The 13,764-nt window shown below is 69.0% G+C and carries 12 protein-coding genes; 6 read left to right on the top strand and 6 right to left on the bottom strand.

Annotated elements, in window-relative coordinates; all coding sequences use genetic code 11:
- Positions 1–174 precede the first annotated feature (174 nt).
- From KF823_01175 to KF823_01165, 3 genes are all read left to right on the top strand, one after another.
- Positions 175–318, top strand: a complete 144-nt coding sequence (locus KF823_01175) for a hypothetical protein (protein MBX3724514.1) — start codon at positions 175–177, stop codon at positions 316–318.
- On the top strand, positions 315–791 hold the full coding sequence (locus tag KF823_01170; protein ID MBX3724513.1) for a YaiI/YqxD family protein: 477 nt from the start codon (positions 315–317) through the stop codon (positions 789–791). Before KF823_01175 ends, KF823_01170 begins: the two co-directional genes overlap by 4 nt.
- A 210-nt stretch (positions 792–1,001) precedes the next feature.
- A complete protein-coding gene (locus tag KF823_01165; protein MBX3724512.1) occupies positions 1,002–1,361 on the top strand; it encodes a DUF1428 domain-containing protein in 360 nt (119 codons plus the stop codon).
- A 14-nt stretch (positions 1,362–1,375) separates the two neighbouring features.
- On the opposite strand, the gene KF823_01160 is transcribed toward KF823_01165, so the two are convergent.
- Complete coding sequence (locus KF823_01160; protein ID MBX3724511.1) at positions 1,376–1,906, bottom strand: type 1 glutamine amidotransferase; 531 nt, start codon at positions 1,904–1,906, stop codon at positions 1,376–1,378.
- Positions 1,907–2,100: 194 nt separating this feature from the next.
- A complete protein-coding gene (locus KF823_01155; GenBank protein ID MBX3724510.1) occupies positions 2,101–3,144 on the bottom strand; it encodes a helix-turn-helix domain-containing protein in 1,044 nt (347 codons plus the stop codon).
- Positions 3,145–3,285: 141 nt separating this feature from the next.
- Here KF823_01155 and KF823_01150 point away from each other — a divergent pair, with 141 nt between their 5' ends.
- The 3 genes from KF823_01150 to KF823_01140 all read left to right on the top strand — a co-directional run bounded on the left by KF823_01150 (position 3,286) and on the right by KF823_01140 (position 6,846).
- Positions 3,286–3,858, top strand: coding sequence for an OsmC family protein (locus tag KF823_01150; protein ID MBX3724509.1), 573 nt, complete (start codon positions 3,286–3,288; stop codon positions 3,856–3,858).
- Positions 3,859–4,066: 208 nt separating this feature from the next.
- On the top strand, positions 4,067–5,635 hold the full coding sequence (locus KF823_01145; GenBank protein ID MBX3724508.1) for a hypothetical protein: 1,569 nt from the start codon (positions 4,067–4,069) through the stop codon (positions 5,633–5,635).
- A 506-nt stretch (positions 5,636–6,141) separates the two neighbouring features.
- Positions 6,142–6,846, top strand: a complete 705-nt coding sequence (locus tag KF823_01140; GenBank protein ID MBX3724507.1) for an outer membrane beta-barrel protein — start codon at positions 6,142–6,144, stop codon at positions 6,844–6,846.
- A gap of 117 nt (positions 6,847–6,963) precedes the next feature.
- On the opposite strand, the gene KF823_01135 is transcribed toward KF823_01140, so the two are convergent.
- From KF823_01135 to KF823_01120, 4 genes are all read right to left on the bottom strand, one after another.
- The gene (locus tag KF823_01135; protein ID MBX3724506.1) at positions 6,964–8,457 is read right to left on the bottom strand and encodes a DUF4832 domain-containing protein; all 1,494 of its coding nucleotides are present in this window, start codon (positions 8,455–8,457) and stop codon (positions 6,964–6,966) included.
- Positions 8,458–9,138: 681 nt separating this feature from the next.
- Positions 9,139–10,437 carry a hypothetical protein gene (locus KF823_01130; protein ID MBX3724505.1) on the bottom strand — a complete coding sequence of 433 codons (1,299 nt, stop codon included), beginning with the start codon at positions 10,435–10,437 and terminating at the stop codon, positions 9,139–9,141.
- A gap of 12 nt (positions 10,438–10,449) precedes the next feature.
- Positions 10,450–12,198: a hypothetical protein gene (locus KF823_01125; GenBank protein ID MBX3724504.1), complete on the bottom strand. Its 1,749-nt coding sequence runs from the start codon at positions 12,196–12,198 to the stop codon at positions 10,450–10,452.
- A 261-nt stretch (positions 12,199–12,459) separates the two neighbouring features.
- The gene (locus KF823_01120) at positions 12,460–13,611 is read right to left on the bottom strand and encodes a DUF2235 domain-containing protein (GenBank protein ID MBX3724503.1); all 1,152 of its coding nucleotides are present in this window, start codon (positions 13,609–13,611) and stop codon (positions 12,460–12,462) included.
- Between the last annotated feature and the right edge of the window lie 153 nt (positions 13,612–13,764).

Here is a 13,764-nt window from a genome sequence, read left to right as displayed (position 1 = left end):
CTCCGGGGGCGGATCCGAACGGGCGCGGCTCAGGAAATGCCCGGCACGCCCCTGCCGTCTCCAGCCCAGACGCCGCCTTGCCCGCCGCCCGGAACTGGCGGACTGGCGAAACACGCGGTTGGGACGTGCCGTCGCGTTTTCCGTACACTGCTCCCATCCACCCAGCGAGCAACCATGGCCAAGCCGAATTATTCGTTCGAAAAGCGTCAGCGCGAGCTGGCCAAGCAGAAGAAGAAGGATGAGAAGGACGCGCGCAAGCGCGCCGAGCGCGAGGCCGCCAAGGAAGCCACGCCGGAGCCCACGCCCGTCAACGAATGAGCGACCCGTCCCCGCTCGGCCCGCAGATCTGGGTCGACGCCGACGCCTGCCCCGGCGTCGTGAGGGACATCCTGTTCCGTGCCGCGGAACGCACCGGGGTGCCGGTCACCCTGGTCGCAAACCAGTGGCTGCGTACGCCGCCATCCCGACATGTCCGCGCCCTGCAGGTCTCGGGGGGCTTTGATGTGGCCGATGATGCCATTGCCGAACGGGCACAGCCGGGCGACCTGGTGGTGACCCAGGACATCCCGCTGGCCGCGCGGGTGCTGGAACGCGGTGCCGAGGCGATCACCCCGCGCGGCGAGCGCTTCACGCGCGAGAACATCGCCGAGCGGCTGTCGATACGCAACTTCATGGACGAACTGCGCGGCGCTGGCGTCCAGACCGGCGGTCCCGCAGCATTCCATGCCCGCGACCGCCAGGCCTTCGCCGCGCAACTGGACCGCTGGCTGGCCGCACGCCGCCGGGCCTGAGCCAGGGACGCTGCAGCGCTGGCAGCTTGTTGGAAAACGACCTTCCTGGTCGTTTTCCAAGTCGCCCGTCCGGCGCAGGTCCGGACGGGCTCCCGTCGAATCAACTGCTTACGCACTTGCTTCGCCGAGCGGCCATCCATGGGCGCGGCTGGCAGGCTGTCTTTCAACAGCCTGCTAGCATTGACGCAGTTTCCCGGTATGGAGTGTGCAATGTCCTACATCGATGGCTTCGTCATCGCGGTACCGACCGCCAACAAGCAGGCATTCATCGAGCACGCCCGCCGGTTCGACCCGGTCTTCGTGGAGTACGGCGCCACCCGCGTCGTCGAGTGCTGGGGCGATGACGTTCCGGCCGGCAAGCAGACCGACTTCCAGCGCGCCGTGCAGGCCCGGGACGACGAGACCGTCGTGTTCTCCTGGATCGAATGGCCCGACAAGGCCACCCGGGATGCCGGCATGGCGAAGATGATGGAGGACCCGCGCATGGACCCGAAGACCAACCCGATGCCGTTCGACGGCATGCGGATGATCTTCGGCGGTTTCGAGCCGGTCTTCGTCCTGGGCGGTTGACGGGGCGGCCGACTTCAGTCGCCGAGGGCCTGGATCACTGCATCGATGAACGCCGGCAGGTCGTCCGGCATGCGGCTGGTGATCACGTGGCCGTCCACCACCACCTCGGCATCCCGCCATCGGGCACCGGCGTTGCTGACATCGGTGCGGATCGACGCGTACGAAGTCATTTCGCGGTCCTTGGCGACGCCGGCCTCGACCAGCAGCCACGGACCGTGGCAGATGGCGGCGAGCGGCTTGCCCTCGGCGTCGAAGTGGCGGATGAAATCGATCGCCGTCGCGTCGCCGCGAAGGCGGTCGGGGTTGATCACGCCCCCGGGCAGGATGAGGGCGGCGTAATCGGCCGCCGCAGCGTTCGCCAGTTCGACGTCGACCGCCACGGGCTCGCCCCAGTCCTTGCCCTGCCAGCCGCGGATCCGTCCCGCTTCCGGCGACACGACATCGACCTTGAAACCGGCCTTGCGCAGGGCGTCGCGGGGCTCGACCAGCTCGGACTGTTCGAAACCATGGGTGGCGAGAATGGCGATGCGCTGATTCTTGTGCATGTCGGTCTCCGGACGATGGATGATCCGGGACTGTGCCAAGGGCGTGCTGAACGAAACCCCGGAGACCGGTATGGCGCGCCCTGCCCCTCCGCTCCCGCCCACCGCGCGCTGCCGCCCAGCTCGCGCCGGCCGGTTCGTTCCGCCGGTCGCTCCGAGCCCGATCGCGCGCGACCCCCGTCCTTGCAGATCGGCCGTCAACGCCCGGGTGTGGCGGCAGCCTGGTCTGCACCTGCCTCGAGTACCGGACGGAACATGCGCCGGTAGTCGCCGGGGCCGACCCCGGTGCGGCGCCTGAACAGTCGCCGGAAGAACGAGGCATCCTCGTAGCCTACGGCCGCGCTGATGCCGTCGATGGAGCCTTCGCCCGATTCCAGCAGGCGCTTCGCCCGCTCGATGCGCAGGTCCTGCAGGCGCTCGATGATCGAACTGCCGGTTGCCGCCTTGAAGCGCCGCTTCAGGGTTCGCTCGGGGACGCCCGATTCCCGCACCACGCGCTCCACCGCGCCGGGCTCCAGGCAGTGCGCATCCAGCCAGTCCTCGCAGCGCCGGACCACCGCGTCGCCATGAGGGCCCCGCCGCACCAGCGCGGTATAGGGAAGCTGCCCTTCCGCATGCCACTTCAGGAGGTAGACCTGGGCGATCCGCATGGCCTCTGCCGGGCTGCCGTGGCGGGCGATGATGTGCAGGGCCAGGTCGTGCCAGGACGTGGTGCCCCCGGCGGTAACGATGCGTCCGACCGGATCGGCGAAGGCCAGGTTGGGTTCCGGCCGGAAGCGCACCTTCGGGTAGTCGCGCCGGAACAGACCTTCGTAACCCCAGTGCGAGGTCGCGTCGCAGCCATCGAGCAGACCGGCCTCGGCCAGCAGGATGGCACCCGAGCATGCCGAGTAGAGGGCCGTGCCAGCGAGATGGCGACGACGCAGCCACTCCATCATCGCCCCATGGCGACCCGCCAGCGAGTCCTCGGGAGCGAGCCAGATCTCCGGAACGATGACGATCGCCGCCGCCGGATCGTCCTCCAGTGCCAGGTCCGGCGTCACCGGAATGCCATGGCCGCACCGGAACGCCGCCCGCGATGGCGACACGACTCGCACCCGGAACAGGGGATGGCCAGGTGCCGTGCCTGCCAGCGTCTGCCAGATCGTTCCGGCCGCCGACAGCACGTCGACCATGCCATAGAGCGCCGACCCCGCTGTCTCCGGAATCGCCAGGACAAGCACCTCGATGGGCTCGGACATTTGCCTCTCCGAAAGTGGCACGAATGAACCGATATTGACCGGATTGCCGCTTCTGGCCGTGTTGCTCGCCGCCTAACCTGCAGTCACGCCGGTTCCCCGCACCTGGGTGGCCGGTCACCCCGCAACCCGACGAGGCCTGCCATGACCCTGCAAACCACCGCTTCCCAGTCCGATATCCGCCGCAACGGCGTCAATGTCACCGCGTTGTTCGACACCATCGACACCGTCAGGGCCGACCCAGCCCTTGGCGCGTTCCGCTTTCGTGCCGACAACGCCTGGCGCTCTGGAGGCCACAACCGCTCCAGCATCCGCTCCTTCTACGGATGTGGCAAGGAAGACGCAAGCCGCCAGGCGCCGTTCGTGCTCGACGCCGACGAGCCGCCCATCCTGCTTGGCGAAGACCGGGCCGCCAACCCGGTCGAGTTCGTGCTGCACGCCCTGGCGGCGTGCCTGACCACCACGCTGGCGTACCACGCCGCGGCCCGCGGCATCGAGATCGGCTCGATCGAATCCTCGCTGGAAGGCGACCTCGACCTGCGTGGGTTCCTGGGGATTTCCGACGAGGTCCGCAGAGGCTTCAGCGAGGTGCGCGTGCACATGAAGGTGGCCGGTGCCGCCAGTCCGGACCAGTTGCGGGAACTTGCCGCCTTCTCGCCGGTGTACGACATCGTCTCGAACTCCCTGCCCGTGCGGCTCAGCTTCCAGTCCTGCTGAGGCCGCAACGGCGTCCGGCCGGATGGCCGGACGCCGTACTCGAACCTGCACGCCTGGCGGCATCGCGCACTGGCCGGCAGGAATCGTCCCAGGAGCGGACCGGCGGGGCGGTCATCGGTGTCGCGGGCATGAGGCATCCGCCAGGGACTAGACTGCCGGCTGCGGGCCTCCTCGGGTGACGTCCGTCCCACCGTTGCAGGAGGATCGGGTGATCACACGACGCACAGGCGCTGCTGCCCTGCTCTTCCTGGTCCTCCCGGGCGCGCTGGCGCAGCGTGCCGCTCACGCCTCCGACGCGTGGCGGGACAACGGCCAGCTGCATGTCTGCACCGGACCCCTGCCGGCTCAGGCCGCAGTGCTGTGCGTGCGTGCCGGCAGCCCCCCCGGCGGTTCCGGGACCGCGCCCGCACCCTACGCTGGCATCGGGGTGGCCATCGCGGCCGCCAAGGCCGGAGACATCATCCAGGTCGCAGGCGGAACCTACCTGGAGAACATCGCCATCGGCTCGCTTGCGAGCCAGGCCGCCAAGCCGTTGACTCTCCTCGGCGGCTTCGCTACGGACTTCACCGCCCGTGATGCCGCACAGCATGTCGCCACCATCGACGGCGGCCAGCTCGCACCGGCGGTGCAGCTCCACGTCGCCTCCGCCCAGACCACCACACTCGACGGCTTCCGCATCACCGGTGGCCGCGGCCTGGGAACGTCCTGGCAGGACGGCGGCGGCCATGGCGGCGGCGTCTACGTACGCCAGGGCGGCAACGGCACCACGGTGGTCTCCAACAACCTGATCGAGGGCAACCGCAGCAACAACCACACCAGCATCGACTCACGTGGCGGCGGCATCCATGCCGACAGCCAGGCCTGGGGCGGCGCCACCGCAACCGTGCGCATCGAGGACAACCGGGTCCGCGACAACCATGCCGGCAAGGGCGCCGGCGTCAACGTGGTCGGTCGCCGCGCCGAGCTGCTGCGCAACCGCATCGAGGACAACACCGGACACAGCGACCACGGCGGCGGCCTGTACATCTCCACGGCCAGCACCCTGGTGCAACACAACACCGTGGCCGGCAACGTGATCGGCGCCACCGTCGGCTACGGCTGGGGCGGCGGCATCCTGGTCGCCGGCGCCTCGGCCGACCTGATCGGCAACCTGATCACCGACAACCATGCGCCGACCACCGGCGCCGGCATCTTCTGGGACGAGGGCGCCACCGGCACCATGCGCAACGACCGCGTGGTGGCCAACCGCTGCCCCTCCGGCAGCCGCTCGGGTGCCGGCATCTACCTGGACGGCGGGCCCGGCGGTCCCTCGATCGTCAGCATGGAGAACCTGACCATCGCCGGCCATCTCTGCCCGGGCACGGCGCCCGACGGGGCCGCCGTGGTGATCGAGGCCGGCTCGACGGCCAGTTTCAGGAACACCATCCTGTGGGGCAACACCCGCGAGTTCCTGACCCTGTCCGGTGGCAGCTTCAGCATCGTGCATTCGCTCACCCAGCAGGCCGGCACCGGCAATCTCCTCGCCGACCCGCTGTTCGCCGATCCGGCGGGCGGCGATTACCACCTGCGGTCGGCGCATGGCCGATACACGCCGGGCGGGTGGGTCAGTGACCTCGTCACCAGTCCGGCGATCGATGCCGGCGACCCTGCCTCCGCGTTTTCGCTGGAGCCGCTTCCGAACGGCGGACGGATCAACCTGGGCGCCTACGGCAATACACCCCAGGCCAGTCGAAGCGCAGGCGGCGACCTGATCTTCGCAAACGGTTTCGATCCCTGACGGCAGGCGACCGCGCGGCTGCTCCGCCTGCCCGGTCGAACCGGGTTGTTCATGTGCACGCGTTGCGAGGCAGGCGAGATCGCCTCGCGGTGCGGGCGGCGGACCCTCGCACGGTGAGGGCGTAGCCGACACCAGGTCGAACTGGTCAACGGACGCGGACCCCGCCGAGGTGCCAGGAACGGCAGCCGCAGTAGCAGCTTCATGAACCAACCGGATCAAGGCCGCCCTGCTTTCGTCGGGGCCGCCGTCCCAGCTCTGCGGAGCGCCCCTGCACGCAGCTGCCAACCCTTGCATGAACCCGGCGCCGGGCGCGTTCATCCAGGTGAACCCTGGCTGGACGCTGGATGTGCATATGAGGTGAAGGTTTTCGGCCGCTTCAGGAAGGCGGCGTTGAACTGTGTGCGAACGATCCGACGAGACCAGATCGATCCCGAATGGCCGATCTGCGGCGATCAACGCCTGTCCCGTCGGAGCGCACCGCATCCACAACAGGAGACCTGCCAACCATGAACCATCGAATCCTCCCCCTCGCCCTGGCCGCCGCGCTGGCCGCGCCGGCCGCCTTCGCCCAGTCGGGGGACTCCTATCGTCCGGACCTGCGCAGCGGCCAGGGTCACTGGTTCGCCTCCGGCAATGTCGGTCGCACCGACGGTGGCACGGCGGGCACCTTCGGCTCCGGCGATTTCAACCTGTTTCGAAGCGCGGAAGGTCGCCGTACCGGCTACGGCGTCGCCACCGGCTACCGCTGGAAGGTCGGTCCGGCCTGGGGCATCGGCATGGAGGCCGGCTACACCGATCTGGGCAACATCCGGATCACCAACGTCTTCGAGGACGATCCGGTCAACCAGCGCGAAAGCCAGAACGCGCTGCGCGGCTGGCATCTGGGCGGCAATGCGCGCTTCAATCTCGGCCCCGCCTGGTACGTCGGCGCCCGTGGCGGCTACTTCAGGGCCTCCGACAACAATGCCCGCTACTACAACAACGTCGGGCAGGAGCTCGGCCTGGTCAGCGGCGGCCGGGATGGCCGCAACAGCTGGTACGGCGGACTGGGTACCGGATGGAACGCCACGGAGCGGCTCAGCGTCGGCGTTCATTACGACTACTTTCGCGCCAAGACCGGGGACCTGCGCGATCCGGAGACCGGCTTCGAGTTCGCTGGACCCAAGCGCTCAACGGCCCTGCTGGGCCTGACCGCCGAATACACCTTCTGAGCGCGCCTCGACGGGACGGCCGGAGGCCATGACAGGGCGGCGCGATCCGCCCGCCGGACAACGAAGCCGCGCCACGCGGCGCCCCATCGCCGGGGAGGGCGCATCCGCCCTCCCCGGTCAGTTGCCGAAGCCGTCCGCGAAAATCAGGTCGGTGGGCGCCAGGCCGACGTCGATCGCGCCAAGGATGACCCGGCCGGCCGCATCCCGGGGACTGCTGTGCAGGGTCACCGGGGTGCTGCCCGGCACCATGGGCAGCAGGCGGGCACGCAATGCGTAGCCGCCGGCTGGCGTGCCCTGCGGCAGCACATGGTCCTCCTCCACGAGCAGCGCCTGGTCAGGCAGCACATCCCGCAGATCCGCGCCGGACAGCAGGCTGAAGCGCACAACGCCGCCGCTGTCGACGCCGTCGATCGCCAGCAGGTAGCGGTGATACAAGGGAGCCGTTCCGCCATTGCCCAGCTCCAGGGTCAGGGAGAACGGCTCCCCCGGCACCAGCGCGTCGGGCAGCACGACACGGTCCAGGTGCAGCCGGTAGCCCAGATTCGCCCGGATCTGGCTCATCGCACCGGCATGCCCGGGCTCCTGGTGCTTGCCGGCGGGGCCGAGAAAGCTGAAGTGGAACGAACGCAGCAGGCTGACGACGTCCGCGGTGCGTTCGGTCCAGGTGTTCTTCTGGTCACTGAACGGACTTTCCCCGGACAGTGGCGCGCTGCGCCAGTTGTCCTGCGAGGCGGGCGTGACGTTCAACATCGCCCACTCCAGGTTCCAGTCGCCGGTCGAACTGCAACGCGGAAAAGCGGGGACGAAACGCGAACACAGCGCGGTGAACGAGGGGAAGTAGTCCTCGTGGAAACCGAACTCGACGCCGACCGCGTCCGGGTTGCGCGCGTAGCGGGTCTGCAGCGGCGTCTGGCCGAACGCCGCGGCATAGGCATCCCGGACGCTCGCCTTGACCGCCGCACCGGGTGCGTTCTGCGGACAGCCGGACTGGTGCCATTCGCCCCACAGCCCAAGCAGACCGACCTGGATCGCCGTGATCCGCGGGTGGCCGTCGTAGCGCGCCGCCATCGCCGCGACCAGCTCCGCCATCTGCGCCGCCATCCGGGGATGGTTCCAGTCCGGCGTCCTGCCGGGGCCGTCGCCATTGCAGCTTGCGTAGTCGACGCCGGGGATGTTCAGGGGCGGCTGCTCCAGGAACAGCGGGTAATCGCGCTGGTTCTGGCCCCCGCTGTAGTACGTGGTCAGGCCGCTGGCGGCGCCGTTGGGATAGTCCGCCACCAGCCTGAGCACGAAGGTCGTGTCCGGATTGGCGGTCAGGAAGGGCTGCAGACGCCGCTGCTCGAAGCCGTCCCAGTCGAACACCTGATCGCTGGTCTCGATCTCCCGCCAGGGCACATAGACGTGGCGGATACTCGCGCCATAGTGGTTGCTGGCGCCCGTGGTGGTGCCCCACAGCATGAATCCGACGTGCGGATTGGCCAGGAGCTCCTCGGTGCGGCCGGGACGGAACTCCGCAGCCAGCGACGCCCCGGACAGCGTCAGAGCGAACTGCAGCAGGACTGCGTGCGCCAATCCGCAGCGGAGCAGGACGATCGACGCTGGACGTGTCATTGGCGTGCCCTTCGTAAAGATCGGCGGCCGGCAAGCAACGCCGAGTGCCGGGGATTCTGACGCCATCCGTGCCTGCCGACAGCAACCGGCTGCACTGTCGGGGTCCTGAGCAGTGTCCTGTCTCAGCCATCCCCAGCCAGGCCGCCCCCCCAGCGAAGCGCGTGCCGCCCCTGCGACGGCACCACACTTCTCCCCTGCCACCGCGCGGGGGAAGGGGCAGCGCAGAGGGCTTCCCCGGCCAGCGTGCACTCCAGGAACGGCAACGATGCAGGCCATGGCAAGCGCCGGTCCTCTGCCCCAGCCCTGCTCCCGGAAGGTGAGCAGGGCAGATTGCGCTCCGCTGAGCCAACCCCAACGGCCGGTCCCAGCCCGTCCCGCTCTCCGCTCTGCTGCCCGATCGCGAGCTGAGACACCGCGCCGACCAGGTACCCGAGCACAGGGCGGATACCAGCCCGGACGAGCGCCCGGGAGTGCCGATGCCGGCCGCGCGGCCTCCCCGGTGATCGCCACCAGCGATGGAATGCATGATCGCGGCGGCAACGCTTTGCAGGCGCAATCCACCTCCAGCGCCCTGGCTATCGGCCGCCGCGCCGAACCTGTCCACAAGCACCTGCATCTGCCGCTTTCATCCTGAAGCACCAGGGAATCCACCTTGCAGCGGGGCTGGAAGGGCTGCCTGGATCAGGCCAAAGCCGGCACCAGCACCTCGTCGTGGTAAGGCGCCGCGCCCAGCGATTCGGTGGTCTGCAGCCGGGTCTCCCTGTCCAGCGCGTTGACCAGCTTGCCGCGCGGCACCTCGGTGTCGTTGTCCTTGCTGCCGTGCTTGCCCTCCAGGGTCGATAGCAGGGACACCATGCGCCGTGCCGCACCTGGCGCCGCGCTGCCCTCGGGGAACCAGATCCGCCACAGCGACTTCGGGGTCGCGTTCAGGCTGCCATGGTGGCCCACCTTGTAGACGGAGATGTCGTCCAGGTGCTTGCGCAGGGACGGGGTCTTGAGGGCGTACTGCCAGTTCTCGATCTGGGCATCGCCGGGGAACAGCAGCTTCTGGTCGCCGCACTCGAACAGCAGGACCAGGCTGGTGTTGTTCATCGCCGCATCCAGGATGCGCACGATCTGCAGGAGCTGTTCGGCGTTCTCGGAACGCATGGCGTTGACCAGCCAGCGTGCCGTGGTGGGCGCGGCGCCGCCGCTGGTAGACCGGTACCCGCCGAACAGGGCGTCGGTCCGGGAAGCCGCGGCCCTTGCCCCGAAGGCGAGCGAGCGCGCCTGCAGGTGCCAGAACTCCTCGTTGTCCCGCGCACGCTGGCGGGCAACGCCTTCATGCTGGCGGACGGTCGGTGGACCGAGCACGCGGACCGTGACGCCGGGCAGGAACCGGGTCAGGCGGGTACCCCTGCCGGCATGCACATAGTCGTTCGGCGCCATGGTCATCAGGTTCTCGACCGCGCGCAGGTTCTTGATGTTGTCCCGACCCAGGAAATCGAGCTGAGCAGCGAACCGCTTCGTGGTCTGGCTGCGGCGCAGGCGCGGCACGTGGTGCGCCACGACCTGGCCGGCGACGGCGTTGAGCTGCTCGAGCGTGTTGCGGCGCAGGGCCATGCCGCGGCGGGCCACCGGGGCACGGGCCTCGGTCGGAAGCGCCGGATCCTCGGTCCAGGGCTGGACCACGAAGCGCGGCTTCAACCCGGCGATCACGGCACCGGGACCCTTGCCGTTCGTACCGGGATCGAATCCGGAGACATGGTCGGCGTGGCGGTGGGTGGCGACCACCGCGAACGGATCATCGCCCACCGTGTCCGCGATGTGCCGCGCGACCCGCATGATCAGGCCGGCGGGCGCACCCTTGGGCGAGGCCATCGAACCGCAGTCGATCAGCACGTGCCTGGCCGGCCTTGGCGCGTAGTCGAAGCTGAGCAGGAAGCAGTCGCCGAAGCCGACCTGGTACATGCGGATGCGGATGGAAACCGGTGCGCTCATGTTGGCTGCTCCCTAGAGTCCGCGGGCACGCGCCAGGTGCAGGCGCGAAAAGAATCCCCGGCTGAACGCCGCCTCTGAGCGGTGCTCGAAGAAGCCGCTCTCGGCAAGATGGTCCAGGCGCCGCTGCTGGCGCTCGATGTTCAGCACGCTGTTTCCGACACTGAACTTGAGCTGCCCGTACTCGTCGAACACCAGGACCGCGCCGCCGTACAGGCGCACCTCCCTGAACGCCGGCATCTGCGGCGGTTTGCGCAGTCCCAGGCGCGCCAGTTCGTTGCTGCGCACCGACAGGATCTGCATGAAATCGACCACGGTCTCGCGCACGATCAGGCCATCCGGCGCGACTCGCGCAAGAGGACGCACACCGGTGACCTGGGTGTAGGCATCGTTGTTCAGACGCAGCGCCGCGGCGTTCTGCCAGATGAAGCGAAAGGCCTCGTCGGCGTTGCGTTGCAGGGACTCGAAGCGGATGTTGCCGTGGTCGACCGGATGGCAGAAGGACTCCCAGCAGCCGTCTCCGTCCGGCCGGCTGGTGGCCACGATTCCCCACTTGCCGAACTGCTGCCGCACGGCGTGCCGGTAGCCATAGCGGGTGTCGTCCGGGACGGTCTCGCGATCGGCGGTCAGCAGGGCACTGAGGTAGTCCCCGAACTGCAGGTCGGTGGGCGGCGCATAGTCGAGCGCGCGGATGCACATGGTCAGCAGGTGGGAGGCCGCGGTGGCGCCTTCCTCCACCACGCGCTCGGCATCCAGGTGACCTTTCTCGATCTCGCCCAGTCCGCGCAACCGGCTGCGCCAGACCTCGATGAAGGCGTTGAGCACGGCCGCCACCAGGATCTCGCCCCGGCGGTGCGGCTCCGCGAACCCGGGGTCGTCCAGCAGGGCTGGATCCGGCCTGAGTTTGGCCGACTGCCGCAGAGCCGTGGCGGCACCGTTGGGCAGTGGCGAGCCCATGCACTCGGCCAGGCCGGTCAGCGTGGATCGCCGCAGCGCCCGTGCCTCCAGCTTGCCCTTGGGCACCAGCTTCCTGCCCTTCCTGATGATCTTCTCCTGGGTCAGGACCGCCTCGACGATGCGCCGGTCGGACAGGATGGACAGCAACGCGATGATGTCCGAGAAGCCCTCGTGGAAGCCGCCCTGGTCGGGCGAGGACGGGTCGATGTAACGGGGCCTGAGCCCGTCCAGAAGGGCATGGGCGGTCTCGTGGGCGACGATGTCGTGGGACAGGCAGGTGAAGACCATCTGGCCGGCGCTGTCGGGAAAGTAGCCGAAGCACAGCGACCGGCTCTCGCGCGAGTAGTAGGCGTTGGCCTCCGCGAAGGCATGCGGCGCGATGTGCAGCTGGTGGCTGTTGAACCCGAAATTGACCCGACGGCCCAGGGCATGCTCGAACCGGCACAGGATCCGCATCGCGACGGCATAGGCGTTCTGCTGGTGGAACCGCGGATCGCGCAGGCGATGTTCGCCGGGCATGGCGGCGTAGGGATCGAGCGGCTGGCCATCCGCCTCATAGCCACCCTCCAGCGGCAGGTACAGACGGTCCTGGCTGGCGTCGTAGTCGACCACCTTGACGCGTGCGCCGCACGGGCCGGGCAACAGCGGCTCGCACGGCAAGGTGACGTCGGACCACAGCGGTTCGCCCGCCACCCGGACATTCGGGTCCTGGGCCAGGATGGTCAGTTTCCGCCACAGCGTCCGATCGCCGCGGGTCACCACGCCGGGACCGGGGGGAGCGTGGCTGGAGCCTGTGGACCTGGTCATTGCGATTCTCCCTGGTTGGTGACGGCCTGTGGAACGACGGTCGCATCGGCCGCTTCCTGATGTCGCCCGTTCGCGGCAGGTCTATTCGGACTCCGGGCAAATTCCCTGCCTGCGCAGTCGCATGGCCAGGATGTTCAGCAAGGTCGCTGTTTCGGTTGCGTGTCCTTCGTTGGAGCCCAGGCTGTCCGGCCCGCCCTGCATCGCCTCAGCCGCCCGCCTGTCCATCGACGGCCCGCCAGGGCCCTGCCCCGGCGTCCGCGCTCAGGCAGGCTGGTCGCCATGCAGCGTGGCCAGCGACAGCCCGCGCGTCTCCGCCCAGGCGTCCAGGTTGGCCGGTCGATAGGTGGCGTCCGCGTGGTACTTCACGAACACGCTGGCGTCGATGGTTTCCCCGATCGGTGTCGACCAGCCACCGCGGACCTTCCGGCTGGGCGCGCCGATCGGGCGGTGGAAGCGCTTGCCCAGGCGCACGATCCTGTAGACCCCCTTCATGAACCGGGCATAGGAGTCGACCGGCGGGGTCAGCACGTCGTCCGGGCGCAGTGAGATATCCGAGGTGAACACCAGGCCGTGTGCGGCAGCCATGCGCTGCATCCAGTCCAGGGGCAGCAGGTACAGGCGGTCGTCGCGGTAGCCACCGCCGACATTTGAATGGGCACCGACGAACCAGCGCTGCTCGATCCGGGGCGGCGGCACGTGCGGGTCCTGGGCGGGGTCCTTGCCTTCCGGCGTGAACCGCGTCCAGAGCGTCGGCTTGTAGGGACCGCGGTGCTCGTCGATGGCCAGCGCGTGGTAGCAGTGGTCGAAGATGTTGCTGGGGTTGGTGTTGTGGAAGTAGAAGTTCTTCCTGCCGACCAGTGGTGCGGCGGTCCAGGGCACGCCCAGGGCGCCGACGGTGTCCCAGACGCCGAGCATGTGGATACGCACGCGCCGGCTGTCCGCAAGCAGGCGCGTCTCCTCGTCGTCGAGCGGGCGCTGGCCGGTGCGCCTGATGTGTTCCAGGCGGTAGATGGGCTCGACGGCCTTGCCGGCCCGGTAGCGTGCATAGACCTGGTCCGCGGTCAGCGCGGCGCCGGACCGAAGCAGGCCGCAGTTGACGATGACGCCGGCCAGGCTACGCGCGCTGTAGGCGCCCCGACTGAAGCCGAACAGGTAGATCTGGTCGCCATCGGCATGGTTGTCGACCAGCCAGCGGTAGGCGGCCAGCACGTTCGCTGACAGGCCGGACCCGAAGGCGCCGCCGCGCAGACGCTCCGTCCATCGCGTACCGACGCCGGTGCGGTAGAAGCTGCGCTGTTCGACGCCATCCGGGGCGAGGCCCACCAGGGTGCGCTGCCGCAGTTCATGCACGCTGGTGGCATCGTCGGGGGTATTCCAGGTGCCGTCGAGAAAAATCGCAAGTCGCTTGCTCATGAGGTCCGTCCTTCTCCTGCTGGACGATGATCGCGAAGGCCGGCCGGCACGCGGGGCACCGCCCGTTGCCGGCAAACCGCCTGGCGGCCTGTTGGCGACCGACCGGCCCGGTCCTGGTTCTGACTGCCCGACCGGGACACGCCGGGGCCGGCT

It is taken from the genome of Lysobacterales bacterium (assembly GCA_019634735.1).
Taxonomy (GTDB): domain Bacteria; phylum Pseudomonadota; class Gammaproteobacteria; order Xanthomonadales; family UBA2363; genus Pseudofulvimonas.
Note: the sequence above shows the minus strand (reverse complement) of the source record. Positions and strands in the feature narration are given on the sequence as shown.

Bases quoted from the DNA above. Each gene is read 5' to 3' on its own strand.
- KF823_01175 (MBX3724514.1), top strand. From the start codon at position 175: ATGGCCAAGCCGAATTATTCGTTCGAAAAGCGTCAGCGCGAGCTGGCC.
- KF823_01170 (MBX3724513.1), top strand. From the start codon at position 315: ATGAGCGACCCGTCCCCGCTCGGCCCGCAGATCTGGGTCGACGCCGAC.
- KF823_01165 (MBX3724512.1), top strand. From the start codon at position 1,002: ATGTCCTACATCGATGGCTTCGTCATCGCGGTACCGACCGCCAACAAG.
- KF823_01160 (MBX3724511.1), bottom strand. From the start codon at position 1,906: ATGCACAAGAATCAGCGCATCGCCATTCTCGCCACCCATGGTTTCGAA.
- KF823_01155 (MBX3724510.1), bottom strand. From the start codon at position 3,144: ATGTCCGAGCCCATCGAGGTGCTTGTCCTGGCGATTCCGGAGACAGCG.
- KF823_01150 (MBX3724509.1), top strand. From the start codon at position 3,286: ATGACCCTGCAAACCACCGCTTCCCAGTCCGATATCCGCCGCAACGGC.
- KF823_01140 (MBX3724507.1), top strand. From the start codon at position 6,142: ATGAACCATCGAATCCTCCCCCTCGCCCTGGCCGCCGCGCTGGCCGCG.
- KF823_01135 (MBX3724506.1), bottom strand. From the start codon at position 8,457: ATGACACGTCCAGCGTCGATCGTCCTGCTCCGCTGCGGATTGGCGCAC.
- KF823_01130 (MBX3724505.1), bottom strand. From the start codon at position 10,437: ATGAGCGCACCGGTTTCCATCCGCATCCGCATGTACCAGGTCGGCTTC.
- KF823_01125 (MBX3724504.1), bottom strand. From the start codon at position 12,198: ATGACCAGGTCCACAGGCTCCAGCCACGCTCCCCCCGGTCCCGGCGTG.
- KF823_01120 (MBX3724503.1), bottom strand. From the start codon at position 13,611: ATGAGCAAGCGACTTGCGATTTTTCTCGACGGCACCTGGAATACCCCC.